The following is a 22,005-nucleotide window of genomic DNA, read 5'->3' on the forward strand; positions in this document are numbered from 1 at the left end:
TCTCTTTTAAGTTACAAAGGTAAAAGGATTTAGGTGAAAGTCGTATATTTGCAAACTTAAATAAAATGAAACTGTTATGAAAAAGAGTGCATGGATACTATTAACTATATTGTTTTGTGGGCTTACAGCCTGTAAAACGGGAATAAAAAAAGAAAGAGATATGAGTAAAGAAGTATTGCTAAAGATTGAGACATCGTTAGGGGATATAAAGGTTAAGTTATACAATGAGACGCCTAAACATCGTGATAACTTTATTAAGTTGGCGGAAAACGGAACTTATGAAGGCGTATTGTTCCACCGGGTAATCAAAGATTTTATGGTGCAAGCCGGTGATCCTGATTCGAAGAATGCTCCGAAAGGAAAAATGCTTGGTGGCGGTGATGTAGGCTATACAATTCCTGCTGAGTTTGTTTACCCAAAGTATTTCCATAAGAAAGGAGCGCTTTCGGCTGCCCGCCAAGGCGATAACGTAAATCCGAAGAAAGAATCTTCCGGTTGTCAGTTCTATATCGTTACCGGTAAGGTCTATAATGACTCCACGCTGTTGAGCATGGAAAACCAAAAGAATGAAAATAGAATAAATGATATTTTCAATGCTTTGGCACAGAAGCATATGAAAGAGATCTATAAGATGCGTAAGGAGAGTGATGAAAAAGGACTTTCCGACTTGCAGGATAAACTGATCATTCAAGCCGAGAAAGAAGGAGCTAATCTGCCTGAATTCCATTTTACTCCGGAACAAATCAAGGCTTATTCAACACTTGGCGGAACCCCGCATTTAGATGGTGAGTATACCGTGTTTGGTGAAGTAGTGGAAGGTTTGGATATCGTAGATAAGATCCAACAGGTTAAAACCGACCGTGGTGATCGTCCGGAAGCTGACGTGAAAATAAAGAAAGTCACCGTACTCGACTAAATAAAATGAAGATCAACAGGCATATTTTAGAAAACGGGTTGAAGCTGGTGCACATGCAAGATGATAGCACCCAGATGGTAGCCCTTAATATCACGTATAAGGTTGGCGCGCGGGACGAGGATCCCGAGCATACCGGGTTTGCCCATCTGTTTGAGCATCTCATGTTTGGCGGATCGGTAAACATACCCGATTATGATGCCCCGTTGCAATTGGCAGGAGGGGAGAATAATGCCTGGACAAATAATGATATCACCAATTACTACCTTACGGTACCCCGCCAAAATGTTGAAATAGGCTTCTGGTTGGAGTCAGACCGCATGCTGAGTCTGGATTTTAGCGAACGTAGCCTGGAGGTACAACGTGGGGTGGTGATGGAGGAATTCAAACAGCGATGCCTGAATCAGCCGTATGGTGATGTCGGGCATTTGCTGCGTCCATTGGCCTATAAGCGGCATCCTTACCAATGGCCTACGATTGGCAAAGACTTGTCGCATATAGCTAATGCGACCTTGGAAGATGTGAAAGATTTCTTCTTTCGCTTTTATGCACCTAACAATGCCATTCTGGCTGTTACCGGACATATAACTTTTGAAGATGCGATGGAACTGACGGAGAAATGGTTTGGACCTATTCCCCGGCGTAATGTTCCGCAGCGCAACCTGGAAAGAGAGGTTGCGCAAACCGAAGAACAACGTATGACTGTGGAACGCAATGTGCCGATCGACTCGTTGTTTATGGCTTATCACATGTGCGGGCACAATGATCCGGATTACTATGCGTTCGATATTCTGTCCGATGTGTTAAGCAACGGGCGGTCGAGTCGCTTCAACCAGCGGTTGATACAAGAAAAGCAATTATTCTCGAGTATTGATGCCTATATATCGGGGACGGTCGATGCCGGCTTATTCCATATTTGTGGTAAGCCCGCTGCCGGAGTCTCGTTGGAACAGGCGGAGGCTGCTGTGCGTGAAGAACTGGATAACTTGCAACAGGAACTCGTTGATCAGGAAGAACTGGCCAAGGTCAAAAACAAATTCGAGTCGACCCAGATCTTCGGGAATATTAATTATCTGAATGTGGCTACCAACCTTGCTTGGTTCGAACTCCTTGGACGAGCGGAGGATTTGGAAGTAGAAGTAGATCGTTACCGGGCTGTAACGCCCGCCCACCTGCAAGCTGTCGCCCGGACCGCTTTCAGAAAAGAAAATGGAGTTGTACTCTATTATAAGAAGCAGGATGCCTGAAAAGGGCTCCTTGGACCGAACCGTTAACTGTGATGAAATAGATGAGAGAAATTTACGGCAAGTATAAAGAACATTATAAAGCATTAATCTTTTTAGGGCTTCCGATTATTATCGGACAGTTAGGCATTATTGTAATCGGGTTTGCCGACACGTTGATGGTAGGACATCACAGTACAAGTGAGTTAGGAGCAGCCTCATTTGTGAATAATATGTTCAATCTGGCTATCTTTTTTAGTACCGGATTCTCGTATGGATTGACCCCAATAGTCGGTAGCTTATATGGGACCCGCCAGTTTGCACAAGCCGGACAAGCTTTGCGTTGCAGTCTGCTGGCTAATTTCCTGGTCAGCTTACTCTTAATTCTGGTAATGGGTATTTTGTATCTCAATATTGAGCGCCTAGGGCAACCCGAAGAGCTGCTTCCGTTGATTAAACCCTATTACCTAATTCTGTTATTCTCTTTAGTGTTCGTAATGCTTTTCAATGGTTTTAAGCAGTTTACCGATGGGATAACGGATACGCAAACCGCCATGTGGATTCTGCTCATGGGTAATGTGCTGCATATTGGCAGTAACTATGTTTTGATTAACGGAAAACTGGGATTCCCCGAACTCGGCTTATTTGGTGCAGGAATTAGCACCTTGTTTTCACGTATGGCAATGCTGGCTGTATTTATCATCTTGTTTGCTCGGAGCCGTCGGTTTAGCCGTTACCGGGTTGGTTTCTTTCGCATGGGATGGTCAAAACTGACATTCCGCCGGCTCAATGCCTTGGGTTGGCCCATTGGGCTTCAGATGGGAATGGAGACCGCTTCGTTCAGTCTGAGCACGGTTATGGTGGGGTGGCTGGGTACGATTGCACTGGCTTCCCATCAGGTTATGCTGACCATTTCGCAGTTCACCTTCATGATGTTCTATGGTATGGGCGCTGCCGTGGCTATTCGGGTAAGTAATTTCAAAGGGCAAGAAGATATACTCAATGTACGCCGTTCGACTTATGCCGGATTTCATCTGATAATGGTGTTGGGCGTTATTCTCTCTTGTATTGTGTTTAGCTGTCGCCACTATTTGGGCGGCTGGTTTACGGATAGTGCAGAAGTATCGGTTATGGTCACCACTTTGGTCATCCCCTTGCTTATTTATCAGTTTGGCGATGGGCTTCAGATAAACTTTGCCAATGCCCTGCGTGGTATTTCGGATGTAAAGCCGATGATGGTCATTGCATTTATCTCTTACTTCCTCATCTCGTTGCCTGTGGGATATTTCTGTGGATTTGTTCTGGAGTGGGGTGTTGCCGGAGTTTGGATGGCTTTCCCCTTTGGGCTAACCAGTGCGGGGATTATGTTATGGTTGCGGTTCCGTTATAAAACTCGGCCCCGGCCTTATTCACCCTAGTTTATAAACCTCTTTACGATAACGCTTATGGCTTCATTCCGCTTTACAAAATTGAAAATTGTAGCAGGCTATACGCTGTTGCTGACTATACTTCTTTTCTCACTGGTATTTGTGCATCGGGAAATGGCTGCATTGTCCGAAGCCGATAACCAGCAAAATCTGAAGACCGATAGCCTATTGTCGCTTTTGCGCGAGAAAGATCAGAATACCATTCAGATGCTGCGTGTGTTGAGCGAAGCTAATGACAGTCTGCTTTCTGCCTCCGAGATTGGTGAAATCATATTTGAACAAGACCCGGCTGCTAACCAACATCGTGTGCAGCGGCGTGTCATAACCAAGCGGGACTCCCTGATTACCGCTCCCAAGAAGAAAGGCTTCTTTAAGCGTTTAGCCGAAGTCTTTGTCCCCTCCAAAAAAGATAGTGCCTTATTGATTAACTCATCCTTGGAGTTCGCAACCGATACCATTCTTGAACCGGCTGCTTCAGCCGATTCTCTACAGCATAAAATCAGACAGGCAAGCAAAGGGAAGCGTACCCAAAGAAAGAAGACTGTTCGGCGGGATAATGCTCGGTTTCAGCAGACAAATACGCAACTAACCGCACAGATAGACACCTTAATAAAAGATTATAAGAGTGATATGTCTCAGCGCGCCCGTGAGGATGCCGAATGGCAACAAGAAGTCCGGATGCGTTCGATACGTACAATCAGCGGTATCGCCGTGGGGGCTGTGCTTCTTTCGGCTCTTTTTCTCATACTGATCGGGCGAGACATTACCCGCAGTAATAGGTATCGGCAGCAGTTGGAAGTTGCCAACAAAAAGGCGGAAGAGCTATTGATTGCCCGCGAGAAATTAATGCTTGCCATAACCCATGACTTTAAAGCTCCTTTAGGTTCTATCATCGGCTATTCTGAGTTGCTCCGGAAATTGGTTGCCGATGAGCGCCAGCGGTTCTATTTAAATAATATGAAGATCTCTTCGGAACATCTGCTTAAGTTGGTCAGCGATTTATTAGATTTTCATCGGCTCGACCTGAACAAGGCAGAAGTCAAGCGGGTTCCTTTTAAACCGATTCAGCTATTCGAGGAGATCCGTACGAGCTTTGAACCTTTGACCGCTGCGAAAGGTTTGAGCTTGGAGTGCGACATTGCTCCCGAATTGGCCGGTACGTTTATTAGTGACCCTTTGCGGATTCGACAAATCGTGAATAACCTGCTCTCCAATGCGGTTAAGTTTACGCAACAAGGTAGCGTAACATTAACAATCCGTTACGAAGAGCCTCACCTTATTCTATCTGTAGCCGATACCGGACAGGGGATGGCTCGGGAGGATAAAGAACGCATCTTTCAGGAGTTTACCCGTTTGCCTGGAGCGCAAGGTGAGGAAGGCTTCGGTCTGGGGTTATCGATCGTTCGTAAACTGGTACTTCTGCTCAAAGGTGAGATTCAAGTAGAAAGTACCTTGGGAGAAGGGAGTTGTTTTACCGTTACCTTGGTACTTACGCCGGTACAGCAATCTGTGTCCGGAGAAGAAGCTGCCGACGAACTACAAAATTTGGAAACGGAGGAGGAGTCGATAGCTGTTGCTCCCATCAAGACCGTACGGGTACTATTGATTGATGATGATCGTATTCAACTGGAACTCACGGCAGCGATGTTGCAACAGTATGGAATTGATGCGATCTGTTGTGAGCAGTTGGAAGACTTATCAGATCATCTGCGCTCTTCAGTTTTCGATGTCCTGTTGACCGATATACAGATGCCGGCAATTAATGGCTTCGACTTGGTGAAACTACTGCGTGCTTCCAATATTCCGCAAGCGCGTACCATACCGGTGATAGCCGTTACTGCTCGCCACGATATGGATGAGCAGGCTTTACGCGAACATGGCTTCGCCGGTTGCCTGCATAAGCCTTTTAGCGTCCGAGAACTATTGGCGACAATCAGCCTTGGGCAGATGTCTGCCGATGAAGTTCAGGCTATCGACCTGATGTTGGCAAAGGATGATTTTCTTTCTGATGAACAGGAGACGAGGTTATCTGGCCGAAATCTCTTGTTTAACTTCTCTGCACTTACAGCTTTCTCTGGGGATGATACCACAGCTGCCCGGTCTATTATTAATTCGTTTGTAGAAGAAACGGCGAAGAATGCTATCTCTATGAAGCAAGCGTTGAAGAATGAAGAGGTTGATGGAATAGCCGATATGGCCCATAAGCTGCTTCCGCTCTTTACCTTAATTAAGGCAAATGATGCTTTACCTCTATTGACTTATTTAGAAGAACAGCGAGGAGAGAGCTTTACCGAAATCATAAGGCAGAAGACGGAGCGTGTTCTGGTGGAAGTAAACTTCGTAGTAGAAGAGGCCAAACGGTACAGTGTCTGTTGAATAATATTTGTATCGATTTGTATGCTTGTTTGTTGAAAAGAAGATCCACGAATATACTTCACCCCGGTCTCATTACTCAACGAATCGTAGTGTTTACTCCTGAGCTTTATGCTAATCAGTTCGCTTGAATATGAGCTGGTGTGATAAAGCGATCATGCGATGAAAAGCGAACAGATATGCGGCCTCTGTCGAAGGAGGAGGGTGAATTCGTATATTTGTAGCCAGTAAAGATCTAAAAGCCATTTGGCATCTTTCCATTCCTGCGTTTATTTTGCAACTCCGACAAACATTTTTTCAATGGAAATTGTTTACTTTGTACGAAGTTTGCACTGACACATCTGGAATGAAGCGAAAATGGATCAAATGGGTAGTTAGAATATTGCTTACTCCCATCATACTCTTTGTAATATTAATGGTATTACTCTATATACCTCCTGTACAAAATCTTTTGCGCAGGGAAGCCACTGCCTATGCATCGAAAGCTACCGGTATGCAAATATCTGTAGAGCGAATCGACCTTCGCTTTCCGCTAAATTTATTGGTACGTGGCGTGGAGGTAATCCAGAAAAAAGATACGCTCCTCATGCTCGAAAGTCTGAATGTACGCGTTCAGGTCTTGCCTTTGATTAAAGGAAAAGTAGAAGTAGACGATATTACCTTGAAACGTGCACGGGTTAATTCCCTCGATCTTGTCGATGGCATGGTAATAAAGGGTGTGTTGGGGCATTTTGTACTCGAAAGCCACGGGGTAGACCTAACGAATGAGATGGCTATTGTCAACCGGGTAGAACTATCGGATACGCATATCCAACTTCTGATGAAGGATACGACAACCCCTAAAGATACCACAGAATCTGCACCGCTCAATTGGCAAGTCGATTTGCGAAAGATGAAACTCAAGAATGTATCTTTCAGTATGCAACTTCCGGCTGATTCGACTCGCATGGCTGCCCATTTGGGAGAGGCGAGTGTGGAGGGAGTCCGGGCGGATTTAAAGAAACAATTTTATGGACTGAAGCAACTTTTGCTTTCGGGTGCTTCTGCTAATTACGATGTAGGAACCGCACCGGCAGGTGAAGGATTTGACGCATCCCACATTGCGGTGCGAGATATGCGCTTGGGACTGGATTCTCTGTTGTATGAGGGTCGGAACATGAATGCTGTGATTCGGGAATTCACCTTAAACGAACGCTCTGGCTTAAGTGTTAGCTCGCTGACAGGACGTATGTTTTCCAACGACTCCATTATTAGCATTCCCGATTTGCGACTGCTCACGCCTCATTCTGAACTGGATCTTTTTGTACATACCTATTGGGAACTGCTTACTATACCGACTGCCGGCCGGCTGGTCTCCCGCTTCAATGCGTATATTGGCAAGGAAGATGTTATGTTGTTTGCCGGCGGACTGCCGGAAACTTTTAAGAAGGCTTATCCTTTCCGCCCCTTGGTTGTTCATGCGGGAACAGACGGGAACCTGAAACAGTTGCAGATCTCCCGCTTAAGTGCTGAGCTTCCGGGTGCTTTTTCCATCAAAGGAGGAGGCTCTATGGAAAATTTGACGGACAGCTTGGCACGCACCGGTACCATTGCGCTGGATATGAATACCCAGAACCTCGACTTCCTCGCCGGACTGACGGGAATGCCTTTGGATGGTTCGCTGGTTGTACCGAACAATATGAATTTGAAGGCGCGCGTAGATATAAACGGTCCGCAATACAAAGCTTTGCTTGCCTTGAAAGAGGGAACAGGTAGCGTAGATGTGAATGCAACGCTCAATAGTACCACCGAAGTTTATAAGGCTGACTTGAAAGTCAGCGATTTCCAAATACATCACTTTCTACCCAAAGATTCCATTTACGAACTATCACTTTCGGCTACGGCTTCCGGAAAAGGATTGGATGTGATGTCTTATCGTTCGTATGCTAAACTGAATCTTACGCTCGACGAACTTCATTATACCCATTACCGGCTTTCTAACGTTTCGCTGGATGGAGATTTAAAAGGCGGATTGGCAACGGCCCGGCTTTCCAGCGACAATGAGTTGTTGAAAATGCATGCTGAGGGTGAATATCATGTAACTCGTTCGTATCCCGATGGCAAGGTGACGTTGGCAGTCACTTCGTTGGACCTATATGAGCTTGGCCTTGCTCCTAAACCCTTGAAGCATCCTTTTGCTTTTAACTTGGAAGCAGAGGTACGGAAGAGTCTGACACATGCGCAAATAGAAGCCGGCGACATGAAATTAAGTCTGAACTCGCGTATGGGGCTGTATCCTTTGATGCGCCAATCGACCCGTTTTGTCGATGTATTGATGAAGCAGATTGACGAGAAAGCCCTCGATCATGCCGAATTGCGTAAAGCATTACCTACTGCGGTATTCTCCTTTTCCGCCGGCCAAGAAAATCCGTTGGCGTATTTCCTGGCAACGAAAGACATATCCTATAAAGACGTCTCAGTCCAATTTGGTGCGGCACCCGATTGGGGAATTAATGGTAGGGCTTTGATTCATACCCTGAAAGTGGATACATTGCAGCTCGATACGATCTTCTTTGTAGCCCGACAAGATACGGCGAAAATGAACCTGCGTGGTGGAGTGATCAATGGACCGAAGAATCCGCATATCTCCTTTTCGACTTCGCTCACCGGAGAGATCCGCGATCATGATGCCGAACTGCAAGTAGAATATAAAAACGAGAAGGGAGAAACCGGTGTACTGCTGGGAGTCAATGCTCGTCCGTTAATTGAAGGGCATGGCAAAGGCAACGGATTAATCTTCACGTTGATTCCGAAAGAACCGATTGTCGCCTTCCGTAAGTTCCATTTCAATGAGAATAATAACTGGATTTACCTGCATAAGAACATGCGTGTATATGCCAATGTCGATATGTGGGATGAAGAAGGGATGGGATTCCGGATTCACTCCGTGCGGGAAGATACGGTCTCTCTACAGAATATAGATATGGAGCTTAGGCGTATCCGGTTGGACGAAATCAGTCGTATACTCTTATCTGCCTGAAATCTCCGGCCTATTCTCTGCGGAGGCGCATTATATCCAGACCGAGAAGAGTTTGCAACTCTCAGCCGAAGCGGTAATCAAAGACTTGACCTACGAACGTCAACGCATTGGTAATGTCGGCTTGGGAGCAACTTGGCTACCGGGAGAACATGGACAACAGTATGTAAATACGTATCTCACGCATGAAGGGACCGAAGTGATGGTTGCCGATGGAACCTTGACACCTACTCCAACCGGTAAAGACAGCATCGAGGTCAATACAACGCTTGAACACTTCCCGTTGCGTATAGCCAATGTCTTTGTGCCCGACAAACTGGTGACCTTGGCGGGAGATATGGATGGTGATTTGCATATCAGCGGAAGTACTCAACAACCATTAATTAACGGGAAGCTGATCTTAGACAGTGTTTCTGTCTACTCAGCCCAATACGGCGCTCGCTTCCTATTCGACAACCGTCCGGTGGAATTGCAAAATAACCGGATGATCTTTGATAAGTTCGCTATTTATACCACCGGAAAGAATCCATTCACGATTGATGGCTATGTCGACTTCCGGGATATGAGCAAGCCGATGGCCAATCTGAATATGCTTGCCGAAAACTATGTGCTACTCGATGCGAAGCGTACGCGTGAAAGCTTGGTTTACGGAAAAGTACTTGCTGACTTCCGTGCCACCGTGAAGGGGCCGTTAGAGGCGCTCACGATGCGTGGGAATATGAATTTGCTGGGTAGTACGGATGTTTCTTACATTCTGACAGACTCTCCGTTGACTGTACAGGATCGCTTGGGAAGTTTGGTTACCTTTACCTCTTTCAGCGATACCACTACCGTGATCCGGCAGGATGTGCCTACTGTGTCGCTTGGCGGATTGGATATGAATATGATGGTACATATTGACCCATCGGTACGGTTGAAGGTCGATCTCGATGCAAGCAATGACAACCGGGTACAGCTGGAAGGTGGAGGCGATTTGTCGTTGAAGTACACGCCGCAGGGTGATATGACGCTAACTGGCCGATATACCTTGAGTGGAGGGGTAATGAAGTACTCTCTACCGGTGATTGCCGCTAAAGAGTTTGCCATTGATAACGGCAGCTATGTGGAGTGGACCGGTGATCCGATGGACCCGATGTTGAACTTTAAAGCTACCGACCGGATACGCGCTTCGGTCTCCGAAGGAGAAGGAGGTGGAACACGCATTGTTAACTTCGATGTTTCGGTGGTAGTTAAAAACCACATGGATAATCTTTCGTTCGCTTTTGATGTGGCAGCTCCCGAAGATGCGACTATACAAAATGAACTGACTGCTATGGGAATCGAAGAACGTGGTAAACAGGCTCTTTACATCATGTTGGCCAAGACTTATCTGGGAACCGGACCGATTGGCGGTGGTGGGAAAGGTGGAAGTCTGTTGAATATGAACTCGGCTTTGAACTCGGTATTGAGCAGTCAGATAAATGCCTTGATGGGTAACCTCAAGGGAGCGAGTGTTTCTGTGGGTATTGAAGATCATGGCGAGATGGATGCCGGTGGAAAGCGTACGGATTATAGCTTCCGCTACTCGCAACGTTTCTTCAACGATCGTTTCCAGATCGTGATAGGCGGAAAAGTCTCCACGGGAGAGAACGCATCGAATGACGCTGAGTCTTTTATCGATAATGTTTCCTTGGAATATCGCTTGGATAGAACCGGAACTCGTTATGTTCGTTTATTCTATGATAAGAATTATGAGAGTGTGCTCGAAGGCGAGATTACGGAAACCGGTGTCGGTCTGGTGTTGCGTAAGAAGTTGGATAAACTCAGTGAATTGTTCATCTTTAAGAAGAAGAAATAAGTATGAAGAATACGTATAGGTTATGGGGATATATGATGGCAGGTGTACTGTTGGCCGCTTGTTCGGTTACCAAACATTTGCCCGAGGGCGAGCAACTTTATACAGGGAGTGAAACCGAGATACTGAATAAATCGACGACTAAGGTGGGCGAGACGGCTCTAACCGAAATCGAAGCAGCCCTCAACAAGACACCGAGCACTAAAATAGTAGGTGGCTTTTTGCCCATTCCTTTCAAAATGTGGATGTACAATAGCTTTGTGAAGTATGAGAAAGGGTTGGGTAAATGGATGTTCAACAAGTTGGCAGCCAATCCGCCGGTCTTCATCTCGACCGTGAGCCCGGATGTGCGTGCGAAGATAGCTACTAACTTGCTTCGTGACTACGGCTACTTTAACGGTACCGTTTCGTACGCAACGTTGGTGAATAAAAAAGATAGTTTGAAAGCCGGTATACGCTATACGGTGGACATGAAGAATCCTTACGAGGTAGATACAATCTTTTATCAGGGCTTTTCCCGACCGACTTTGCAGGTTATGGAACGTGGGCGGAGAATGGCGTACGTGAAACCCGGTGAGCAGTTTAACGTAGTCGAATTGGATGAGGAACGGACACGTGTCAGCAGTCTGTTGCGTAACCGCGGCTACTTCTACTTCCGCCCCGACTATATGACTTTTCAGGCAGATACAACGCTGGTTCCCGGTGGGCATATCAGTCTAAAATTACTTCCGGTTGGTGTACTCCCTGCTGCCGCGCAACGGCAATACTATGTGGGTAACTCTTCGATTTACCTATATGGAAAGAATGGGGAAGCGCCTACTGATAGTATGACCTACAAGGATATGAACATCCACTACTACGAAAAGCTGAAGGTGCGCCCCAATATGTTATATCGTTGGACTAATTATCAGGCTTATGTACGGAGCAGGCAAATGAGAGCATCGAACCGGACGCGTTTGTATAGTCAGCACCGACAGGAACAGGTGCAGGAGAAACTGAGCCAGTTAGGCATTTTCAGTTACATGGATGTGCAATATGCACCACGTGATGCGGCAGCGAATTCCGATACCTTGGATGTTGCTTTGCGGGCTACCTTTGCTAAACCGCTGGATGCTGAGTTGGAACTAAATGTTGTGACTAAGAGCAACGACCAAACAGGTCCCGGAGCTTCTTTCGGAGTGACGCGTAACAATGTGTTCGGAGGAGGAGAGAGCTGGAACGTCAAGCTGAAAGGCTCGTATGAATGGCAAACGGGAAGTGGCGAGAAGAACTCTCTCATGAATAGTTGGGAGATGGGACTTTCTACGGCATTGACTTTCCCACGGGTGGTATTCCCACGTTGGGGAAAGCAAGAGTTCGACTTCCCGGCCACGACGACCTTCCGGTTGTATGTCAATCAATTGAATCGTGCAAAGTATTATAAACTACTCTCCTTTGGCGGAAATGCGACCTACGATTTCCAACCGACACGGACTAATAAGCATAGCATTACACCCTTTAAACTAACGTTTAATGTACTCCAACATAAATCGCCCGAATTTGAGGCCATTGCCGACGCCAATCCGGCTCTGTATCTCAGTTTAAAGGATCAGTTTATTCCGGCTATGGAATATACGTACACATACGATAACTCTTCGATGAGGCGTGTTAAGAATCCGATCTGGTGGCAGTCCACGATAACCTCGGCGGGTAATATCACCTCGGGTATTTATCGGATATTCGGTAAATCGTTTAGCGAACCGGATAAAAGTCTGCTTAACGCTCCTTTCGCGCAGTTCGTTAAGTTGAGTACCGAGTTCCGCCATTTGTGGAAGATGGATCAGAACAATATGGTGGCGAGCCGGGTAGCGTTGGGAACTTTGTTCACGTATGGCAATGCACGATAGCACCGTATAGCGAACAGTTCTATGTCGGTGGTGCTAATAGCATTCGTGCCTTTACGGTGCGTAGTATCGGTCCGGGCGGCTATCATCCCGAGAAAGACCAATATTCATTCCTCGATCAGACGGGAACATTCCGCTTTGAGGCCAATGTAGAGTATCGCTTTCGCATCTTCAAAAGTTTCTGGGGAGCGACTTTCCTTGATGCGGGTAATGTGTGGTTGTTGCGCAAGGATGAGGCTCGGAAAGACTCTCAGCTTCAGTTGAAGACTTTCTCTAAGCAGATCGCATTGGGTACGGGAGTCGGATTCCGCTACGATATGGATATTCTGGTCTTCCGGTTCGACTTCGGTATTCCGCTTCACTATCCGTATGACACGGAAAAGAATGGTTATTTCAATGCCGGCGGGGCCTTCTTTAAGAATCTGGGAATCCACTTCGCAATTGGGTATCCCTTCTGATTTTCTTTCTTTGTCTTGAAACAAAGAAAGAAACAAAGAAAATTCAAGGCTTCTTTGTGAAGGCTACTCCGGTGCTTCCTCTGGCTAACGGGCAGAAACTCGCTTCGCTCAAACAGTCTGCCCGTCTTAACGCCATCGGAAACTCCTCCGTTTTACGCCTTCACAAAGAGGCCGGTCTTGGTTTTCTGTTGCTTTCATTCTGTTACTCTTTGCTTATGTGGGTGTTTGCTCTTATGGTACTCTTATGATTGCTTTCATTCTGTTACTTCTTGCTTGTGTTGGTGCTTGTTCTTATGGTATGGTATTCTTATGATTGCTTTCGTCTGTTTGTGTAAGTGGATGTTTTAGCGATGGTATGCACACACACGTCACTGTCCATCCATTTATGTAATAGAACCGAAAGGTCTTCGCTCTACCTTTTGCTCCGTTAAGCGGACGACTGGAATGGAGCGTTAAAGCGGGCAGATTGTTTGAGCGAAGCGAGTTGCTGCCCGATAGCGGAATGTAAAGAGGGAGTAGGAGCAAAAAGTCAAGCTTGAGCTTTTCTTTGGTTCTTTCTTTTGTCTCAAGACAAAAGAATAGAACATTTTTAGTACATTTGCCCCAGATTCTGATGCCATTGACATCACTAACCTATTTAAATATTACACAAGTTATGAAACCAACTTTATTTTTATTGGCTGCCGGAATGGGTAGTCGCTATGGAGGCTTGAAACAATTGGACGGACTGGGTCCTAATGGCGAAACTATTATGGATTATTCTATTTACGATGCCATTAACGCCGGATTCGGCAAACTGGTATTTGTAATTCGCAAGGACTTTGAACAAGATTTCCGTGATAAAATTATTTCCAAATACGCGGGACACATCCCTTGCGAACTCGTATTTCAGGGTGTGAATGATCTTCCGGAAGGCTTTACATGTCCGGCAGACCGCACCAAACCTTGGGGAACAAACCACGCTGTCATGATGGGTGCCAACGTGATTAAAGAACCGTTTGCGGTAATCAACTGCGATGACTTCTACGGACGTGAATCTTTCGAGGTTATGGGTAAATACCTCTCCGCACTGCCGGAAGGCTCGAAGAATGTATACTCGATGGTAGGTTTTCGAGTAGGTAATACCTTGAGTGAAAGTGGTACGGTATCTCGGGGGATCTGTGGTACGGATGCTAAAAATCTGCTGACTTCTGTGGTAGAACGTACGAAGATTAAACGCGTGGATGGTGAAGTGAAGTACATTGGCGATGATGGCGAATGGGTGTCTACTCCGGACAATACACCGGTTAGTATGAACTTTTGGGGCTTTACACCGGATTACTTTGCGTATAGCGAAGAGTTCTTCAAAGCTTTCTTGAGCGATCCGAAGAACATGGAAAACCTGAAGAGCGAGTTCTTCATTCCGTTGATGGTCGATAAGTTGATTAACGATCAGACCGCAACTGTGGAAGTGCTCGACACTGCCAGCAAATGGTTCGGTGTGACTTATCCTGAAGACCGTCAGAGTGTGGTAGATAAGATTCAGGCATTGATCGATGCAGGAGAATATCCGAATAAATTGTTCTAATCCGAAAGGACTGGAACTGTAATATATAAAAGAGTAGCCGTTCTGAGAATAGAACGGCTACTCTATTTTTATAGGTCGTGCACGCGTAGGCAGCGTGTAACTCCCCTCGGACTCTATTTCAAATTAACATCCTCCATTTCGGCGGGGTGGCATTCAGCAGGTGACGGACAAAGAAATCGTAGCGCTTATGTTCGCCAAAGTTTTCTCCCATCGTATGGTGGCACCCGGAATAACAACCAACTCAAAATCTTTATTTGCTTTAATCAAGGCATTCACTACCTGCATGGTCGAAGCCGGATCGACATTGTCGTCCATTTCTCCTACTACCAGCATCAAAGGGCGACTCAGCAGGTGGGCATTCTCTACATTCGATCCTTCTTTATATGCATCACCTACCGGATAGCCTAGCCAAAGTTCATTCCACCAAATCTTATCCATCCGGTTGTCGTGGCAACCGCAGGCGGAATAGGCTGCTTTGTAGAATTCCGGGTGAAGTAACACGGCACTGGTCGACTCTTGTCCACCGGCCGAGCATCCGTAAATACCTACCCGGTCGATATCCATATAGGGATATTTCTGTGTCGCGGCTTTAATCCATGCCATATGATCGGGTAATCCGGCATCTTTCAGGTTCTTATAACATACGTTCTCAAACTCGCGTGAGCGGAAAGACGTACTCATGCCATCTACCATGACCACAATGAAACCCAGTTCGGCAAGCGAGGTCATGTACCAGTTGTAAGGTATAAAGGTTTTCGGAACATACTGGTCGCCCGGGCCCTGATAGATATATTCAATTACCGGATATTTTTTGGTCGGGTCGAAGTTGCTAGGTCGCACAATCAATCCCCACATATCCGTTTTGCCGTCACGTCCCTTCGCTACGAATACTTCCGGAGCTTTCCAACCTTCGGCAACCAACTTGCTGATGTCCGCAGTTTCGAGTGGCATCACGATCTTGCCGTCCTTTGCGCTACGCAATACCGCAACAGGTGCTTTATCTACCATCGAGTAAACATCTACCAGATAGTTCATGTCTTGTGAGAACCAGGCTTTGTGCATCCCCTCTTCAGGCGTAAGGCAGGTCAGCCTTTTCCATTGAAACCGATGCGATAGTAACGGATCAGGTAGGGATCTTCATTCGGTTGTACCCCATTGGCGGAGAAGTAAATCTGTCGGTTGGCTTCGTCTACCCGAAGCACTTCGCGCACATACCATTCTCCCCGTGTGATTTGCTGTATGGGTTTCGCAGTAGAGCGGTCGTACATATATAAATGGTTCCAGTTGTCACGTTCGCTCATCCATATCATATGTTTTCCGTCCGGTAGATCGTGACGGAAACGGCGGGTATAATTCACGTATTTGTCACTGGTCTCTTCGACAAGCGGGCGTACGCTTCCATTCTCAGTGGAGAGTTCCAACACACGGTACACCTGATGGCCGCGTTGATTGTATTCAAACGTTACAGCACGGCTGTCGTTATTCCACTCAGGAGCGGAAACATCATACTGCTGGGCGAATAAATCGGTTGCGGGGATTACGCTCCGTCCCGTTTCCACTTCATAAATACAAGGGACTTTGAAAGGCAGTTCGTCACCGGGTTTAGCATACTCCTGTTTGTGAAGTTTTGGTTGCAGCTGATCGACTGGCGAGGACTCTACGTAATAAACATAACGCTTCTCTACCGGACGTATCTTGCAAGAGGCTACTTTTTTGCTGTCGGGTGACCAACGAAGATAGGCGGAATAGTAATTCCCCAACGTACCGTCTAGGCTCAACTGTTTCTCTTTGCCGGTGGCGATCTCTTTTACATAGATATTATCATTCTTGATGAAAGCCATGTATTTACCATCGGGCGAGGAGATAGGGGCTGCTGTCTTTTCATCATCCACCTCCATCCAGTGTCGAGGTGTAGGAGGAATAGGAAGTGTACCCTCATTGGTCAGCTGATTACTCTGCACAACATACATCCACTGTTGATTGTTGAACACAAAGCGGAGTGTGTCCAAACTCTTGTTGACAGAGAGCCGTTCCAACGACAGTGTTCCCGGCTTAATCTCTTTCTTGGAGGCTTGACTTAGTGCGATAGCCAGCTTCTGATGATCGAACAGTTCTGTTCGATCCTTTTTGTCGGCATTGACAGCCACATAGATTCGTCCCTCCGGGGTATTGCGTACGTACCAAAAACCGTGCGTGTTTTCGATCCACTGCGGGGTTACGTTGGCGTAGTATACGTTGTTCGCACTGTATTTCTCTCTTAAAGAGTAGGCACGGCGATAATCATCTGCCGTGCCTTGAGCAATTGCCATGCTCCCGCTAAGGAGCATGGCAGTAAATAAACCTAACTTACTAACTTTCATCTTTGTTATCATTGGTCTTTATTCGTGGACGTATGACTCCTTTTTCCAGGAATCAGTCGCTAAGATATACTTTTTCGGGAGAATTATTTAACTTCCCATTCGAATAACCCGGAAGAATAATTGCCTGGCTGAACGACTTCCAGTTTGACGGCTTTCGTCTGTACCGGATCGAAGTTCACCGTATTGCCTGTTCCTTTTTCTACACCGTACTTGTCGGCACCCTTGACCGGTTGCCAATTACCGGATGCGTCTTTATAGTAAACCCTCCAGCTCTGAGGTACACGACAACCTCCCCAGGGAGCATCGTCGAACCAATATACGGTAGCACTGGAAACTGTTGCGGCTTCTGTAAATTCGTAAGAGATCCATTCGGTGCTTCCTTGTTTAGGCCACCAATGGTAGTAAGGCATCGAACGGTCGTTTTCATCTTTGGGTACGAGTCGGTCGTTGATGGCCGAAATCGATTTAACCTTATGGGATGCATCCACTTTACTTTCCGAAGCCAGGGTAGCAGGCATGGCCGGGCGCGAAGCACTCAAGTCTTGTGGCAACCATACAGCCATGGAACCCGAACACGGTGTGCCCAAGCATAGTAAGGTATTAAAGTGAGTTTTACATCCTGAGTTGTCAGGCGTCCGCGGTTGTCATAACTCAGAATTTGCGCGTCTGTCTTCAATTGGTCGATACCATAAAGTAGATCGGGCTTATTAACAACTTCAAACTGAGGAGCGAGATTCATAAATACACTTAGTACATCAAATTCATTGTCAGGCCATTCGGCACAATAAACAATCGGTCCGCGTTCTACGGCAATGCGTCCGCGATCGGCTTCCACCTTATTGTTGGCTTTGACTGTGCGAGCTTCCATATCGAAGTGAACTTCTACTTTATCTCCTTTTTTCCAGCGGCGATCGATGCTGAAATATCCATCTTTCAACTCACTCTTTACCGTTTCACCATTCACTTTTATCGAATAGCCGAGGCGTTTTCCATCGCTGTATGCGTACAAATCGCTTGGTACTACCTGATTCTGCACCCATCCCGGAATACGTATTTTGAGAGCAAACTGTCCCGCAGCGTTTTTGTTAACTCCGATTGTGATATCTCCATTCCACGGATACTTGGTTGTTTGTTCCAGGGAAACAGCTTTTCCGCCAACCTTAACGTCCGAAGTGTTGGACATGAAAAGGTTGACATATACATCCCGGTCTTTAACGGCGTAGATATAGCCCGGAAGCGAAGGAATGAATCGACAGATGTTAGAAGGGCAGCAAGCACAACCAAACCAAGGCTGGCGTTGGTGCTGACCGATACTTTCCAATGGATTCGGATAAAAGAAGCCGCCACCATCGAGCGATACACCCGAAATGAGCCCGTTGTAAAGCGTACGTTCCAGTACATCATAATACTTCGATTCGCCGTGAAGCAGGAAGAGGCGATAGTTGACATACACATTGCCGATTGCCGCACAGGTCTCACAGTAGGCCGACATATTAGGCAGTTCGTAGTTTTTGCCAAATGCTTCACCGGCTGAAGTAGAGCCGATTCCTCCGGTAATATAATACTTCTTACCGACAATATTATCCCAGATACGGTCGACGGCATGGATATAAGCAGTATCACCCGTTAGTGCGGCTACATCCGCCATACCGGCATACATATAAGCGGCACGAACAGCGTGGCCTACCGCTTCATCCTGCTCGATTACCGGTTTATGCGCCTGGCTATATTCGTCCTTGCGACTCGTATATCCGCGTTGATCGAGGAAGAATTTTGCTTGGTCGAGGTATTTCTGTTGTCCGGTCACTAGGTATAGTTTGGCAAGTGCCATTTCAGCGATCTGATGTCCGGGTACATATATTTGTTGTCCGGGGTTCGGTCCTATTTCGCGGCATACACAATCGGCATACTTAATTGCGATGTCGAGGAAGTTGCGTTTACCCGTAGCTTGGTAGTGTGCGATGGCACCTTCTACCATGTGGCCGAGGTTGTAGAACTCATGACTCAAATCCTCTTCTTTTTCCCAACGCTTATTACCGGCCCACTCATGTGGATGTTTGGGATTCATGGTCCGGCTGGTATATAAATAGCCATCCGGCTCTTGGGCGGCAGCTACGATCACGAGTACACTATCTATGTATTTGGACAGTTTCTTGTCGGGATAGGTCTGCATCAGGTAACTGGCTCCCTCGATTGTTTTATAGACATCGGTGTCGTCAAAAGCCAGTCCGCCTACCTTGATCGTATCACTTGGATGAGCGGCATTGACAAAGTTCTGGTATCTGCCTGTCTCTTCACATTTGCTGAACGCCAATGGAATAGTGACTTTCCGGCTTGCGTCCAGTCGCTGTCCCCAGAAGGCATCGGTTACTTTGACTGATGTGAATGGCACGGGACTAATCGGATAGCCGTGCGACGGTTGCTTAACTTGTGCCTGACCACTTGCTAAAGCTGCGGTCAATAGGGCGGTAATTGCTAATTTCTTCATGGTCATCTCTTATTTTAATTGTTTTCTTTTCTAAATTATTCTCTCTGCTTATCCGGATTATTTAAGTTTGGGGAGGTACTCATCCCACAGTTTCAGGCTATGCAAATAGCCAGTGAAAGGCCAGTTGCCTTCGGCATTAAGCCCCAAAGTTACAAACTGTGACGGTTTAATCAGTAATTGAATATCTTTTTCGCTCACCAGTTGGTCATTCACATAGACCTGCTCGATGCGACCGTCGAAACAGATGTATATATGTTGCCACTTGCCTGCCCACTCGTTCAGGTTTTTATAGCCAGCGTCTTCGTACCATCCATAGTGGTTGATAACTCCGCAACGCGGTTCCGTGCCGTTGACGAGCATGATTTTTTCCAATTCGTCGTGTGAAGTCGTAAAGTCGGCTACACACTCATTCAGATCGATGGTAGGATTCAGCACCCATGCTTCCAGTGTATATGGGGCGTTGTCCAACAGTGTGGTTGGTAGTTGGAAATTGGAGCGAAATACCTGACTGCCATCGAATCGGAAACCTTTTTTACCGGCTGTTTCTTCAACGATGGAAGGTGCTTTGATCCCCTCAAAGATTCCTTTTACCCCGTTGTTCGGTATATACTGTACGGTATCTCCTAGCGAGAACGCATCGGCGGTGATGCTGACTACCAACCCTTTCTTTTGCAAGTTAGCGGCAGGCAGACGAACGATATCCATCGTTGCATCGAATGCTTTTTCGGCCTCCTCCTGTACCCAGTTATAGTAGCGCAAGTTTGTGATGATTAATGGTTCTGCCCCGCTTTGAAGTAAAATCTTCCCGTTAGAGAGCGAAGACTTTACTTCATCGCTTTGCCATTTACCTAACCTATAAACTAATACACTAAGCGTATGCTCTGTTGATGGAGAAAGCAGCGGATGGAGAAACTCCAGTGTGGTGCCCGGCTCGAGTACCAACGCATCACGTCCGGCAATGCGTTGCGTACGTGCTGCCCCCTGTTTGAGTTTGAAAGAACCACCGAGCATTCCCTCATTGTTCTCCCATTCCCGCCCGTTCCAATCGGCGGCCGTCAGCCCGAGCCATTGTTGAGGCGCTGATGCTTCGATACCTCCGAATACTTTGATATTCCAGATAGCTCCTCCGAAACCGTTTTTCTGTCCGCCTGTAAAGGTCAGGCGTACGTAACGGGCTTTCGTTTTACCGAAATCTACCATAGGACTACCGGCTAGATGATTGTTACGTTTGTCAGCAAAAACACTCCACTGCTTGCCGTTAACGGATGTCTCTATCAAGTATTGATAGAACTGAGTGCCGTATTGAAACTGTGTCCAGATGGTTTGTATCTGCTGGTTCGATCCCAGATCGATTTCAATCCACTCTTGTCCCATCCCCCGGGGGCGCCATAGCGTTCCATTATTGTCATCTACCGCCAGTTCGGGACGGAAGTTGTCATCGTAGAATGAAGAGGCACGAACCGTTTTCTGATACGCTAGATTCTTGGATTGGACAGTTGAGGGAGCTAATGCGCCTACTCCGTCGTGTGTGGGAATTATCTTCTGAATATTACCTTCCGCATCAAATGTCATACGATCTATGCAAACCTGACGGTGGAAGCCACGGTTCGCATGAGGATTGTCGTGGCGGTGATAAACGATGTAATAGTTGTCTCCTTCCTGCAAGATGCTGTGATGTCCCGGTCCGTGTATCGTTCCGTCGGCCGAAGTCTCGAGTATGCATCCACCGTATTTGTACGGACCCAAAGGCGCATCGGAGGTGGCGTATTGCACACGATATGTCTGATCGTGGCACGACCCCGATGAATACATGAAATAGTAGATCCCGTTTCGTTTAATGACAAAGGGAGCCTCAAAGAAATCGGTTGCTTCGGTATTGGGAATCAGGCGTGTTTTGGAAAAACCTTTCAAATCAGATGTCATCTTTCCGGCACCACAGCCGAACCCCTTGTAAATACCCCAAGTTCCCCAATACATATAAACGGAACCATCATCGTCCACAAATGTCTGTCCATCCAGTGTGATTGCGTTGGTTACAAAGCGATCGGGTATTAGCACCGCTTCACTTTCTCCCAATATGTTCTTCCAAGGGCCGCGAGGAGTATCACTTACTCCACAATGAATGATGCAAGGCTGACAATAGAAATAGTAATATTTGCCGTCGCTGTGACGCATTACGTCGGGTGCCCATATCCAATGGCTGTCCGGCCAGTTCATTGGCATGAGCGTCCAGTTGGCAAAGTCTTTACTGGTCCATACTTGCGCCGGACCGAATCCTGCGCCACTACCGTCGGTTGTTGCATATATATAATAGGTGTCGCCGAATTTCTTGACTGTTGGGTCGGCAAAGTATCCGGGAATAACCGGATTACCTGTTCCCGGAGTATCGAATGAAGCCTGCGCTAAAACAGAAACTGTTCCGCATAAAAGCGCAGCGAGCCAAAAATAAAGTCTATTCATAGG

At 46.7% G+C, this 22,005-nt stretch carries 6 protein-coding genes and 4 pseudogenes; 7 read left to right on the forward strand and 3 right to left on the reverse strand.

The annotated features are described in order from the left end of the window. Nucleotides 1-76: 76 nt before the first annotated feature. The 7 genes and pseudogenes from JCM10512_RS17420 to JCM10512_RS17455 all read left to right on the forward strand — a co-directional run bounded on the left by JCM10512_RS17420 (nt 77) and on the right by JCM10512_RS17455 (nt 14,694). Complete coding sequence (locus JCM10512_RS17420; RefSeq protein ID WP_044164957.1) at nt 77-916, forward strand: peptidylprolyl isomerase; 840 nt, start codon at nt 77-79, stop codon at nt 914-916. Between the two features lie 5 nt (nt 917-921). Next, nucleotides 922-2,160, forward strand: a complete 1,239-nt coding sequence (locus JCM10512_RS17425) for a M16 family metallopeptidase (protein ID WP_044164958.1) — start codon at nt 922-924, stop codon at nt 2,158-2,160. Between the two features lie 41 nt (nt 2,161-2,201). Beyond that, nucleotides 2,202-3,554 (forward strand): MATE family efflux transporter, encoded by a 1,353-nt coding sequence (locus JCM10512_RS17430; RefSeq protein ID WP_044164961.1) that lies wholly within the window; start codon nt 2,202-2,204, stop codon nt 3,552-3,554. A gap of 27 nt (nt 3,555-3,581) precedes the next feature. Then, entirely contained in the window at nt 3,582-5,939 is a 2,358-nt protein-coding gene (locus JCM10512_RS17435; RefSeq protein WP_044164963.1) for an ATP-binding response regulator, read from the forward strand. A 343-nt stretch (nt 5,940-6,282) separates the two neighbouring features. Then, nucleotides 6,283-10,789, forward strand: a pseudogene (locus JCM10512_RS17440) (translocation/assembly module TamB domain-containing protein). Between the two features lie 2 nt (nt 10,790-10,791). Next, a pseudogene (gene tamL / locus JCM10512_RS17445) lies at nt 10,792-13,127 on the forward strand (translocation and assembly module lipoprotein TamL). Nucleotides 13,128-13,782: 655 nt separating this feature from the next. Further along, nucleotides 13,783-14,694 carry a glycosyltransferase family protein gene (locus tag JCM10512_RS17455; RefSeq protein WP_044164997.1) on the forward strand — a complete coding sequence of 304 codons (912 nt, stop codon included), beginning with the start codon at nt 13,783-13,785 and terminating at the stop codon, nt 14,692-14,694. 118 nt (nt 14,695-14,812) lie between these two features. Here the strand turns inward: JCM10512_RS17455 and JCM10512_RS17460 are convergent. The 3 genes and pseudogenes from JCM10512_RS17460 to JCM10512_RS17470 all read right to left on the reverse strand — a co-directional run bounded on the left by JCM10512_RS17460 (nt 14,813) and on the right by JCM10512_RS17470 (nt 22,002). Continuing rightward, nucleotides 14,813-17,054: pseudogene (locus tag JCM10512_RS17460) on the reverse strand (S9 family peptidase). Between the two features lie 83 nt (nt 17,055-17,137). Beyond that, nucleotides 17,138-19,542: pseudogene (locus JCM10512_RS17465) on the reverse strand (glycoside hydrolase family 127 protein). A gap of 57 nt (nt 19,543-19,599) precedes the next feature. Next, nucleotides 19,600-22,002 (reverse strand): family 43 glycosylhydrolase, encoded by a 2,403-nt coding sequence (locus tag JCM10512_RS17470; protein ID WP_044164966.1) that lies wholly within the window; start codon nt 22,000-22,002, stop codon nt 19,600-19,602. Nucleotides 22,003-22,005: the final 3 nt, after the last annotated feature.

It is taken from the genome of Bacteroides reticulotermitis JCM 10512 (assembly GCF_000517545.1).
Lineage (GTDB): Bacteria > Bacteroidota > Bacteroidia > Bacteroidales > Bacteroidaceae > Bacteroides > Bacteroides reticulotermitis.

What these genes read in the sequence shown, in the direction of transcription:
- JCM10512_RS17425 (WP_044164958.1), top strand. Translation starts at nt 922, where the DNA reads ATGAAGATCAACAGGCATATTTTAGAAAACGGGTTGAAGCTGGTGCAC.
- JCM10512_RS17435 (WP_044164963.1), top strand. Translation starts at nt 3,582, where the DNA reads ATGGCTTCATTCCGCTTTACAAAATTGAAAATTGTAGCAGGCTATACG.
- JCM10512_RS17455 (WP_044164997.1), top strand. Translation starts at nt 13,783, where the DNA reads ATGAAACCAACTTTATTTTTATTGGCTGCCGGAATGGGTAGTCGCTAT.
- JCM10512_RS17430 (WP_044164961.1), top strand. Translation starts at nt 2,202, where the DNA reads ATGAGAGAAATTTACGGCAAGTATAAAGAACATTATAAAGCATTAATC.
- JCM10512_RS17420 (WP_044164957.1), top strand. Translation starts at nt 77, where the DNA reads ATGAAAAAGAGTGCATGGATACTATTAACTATATTGTTTTGTGGGCTT.
- JCM10512_RS17470 (WP_044164966.1), bottom strand. Translation starts at nt 22,002, where the DNA reads ATGAATAGACTTTATTTTTGGCTCGCTGCGCTTTTATGCGGAACAGTT.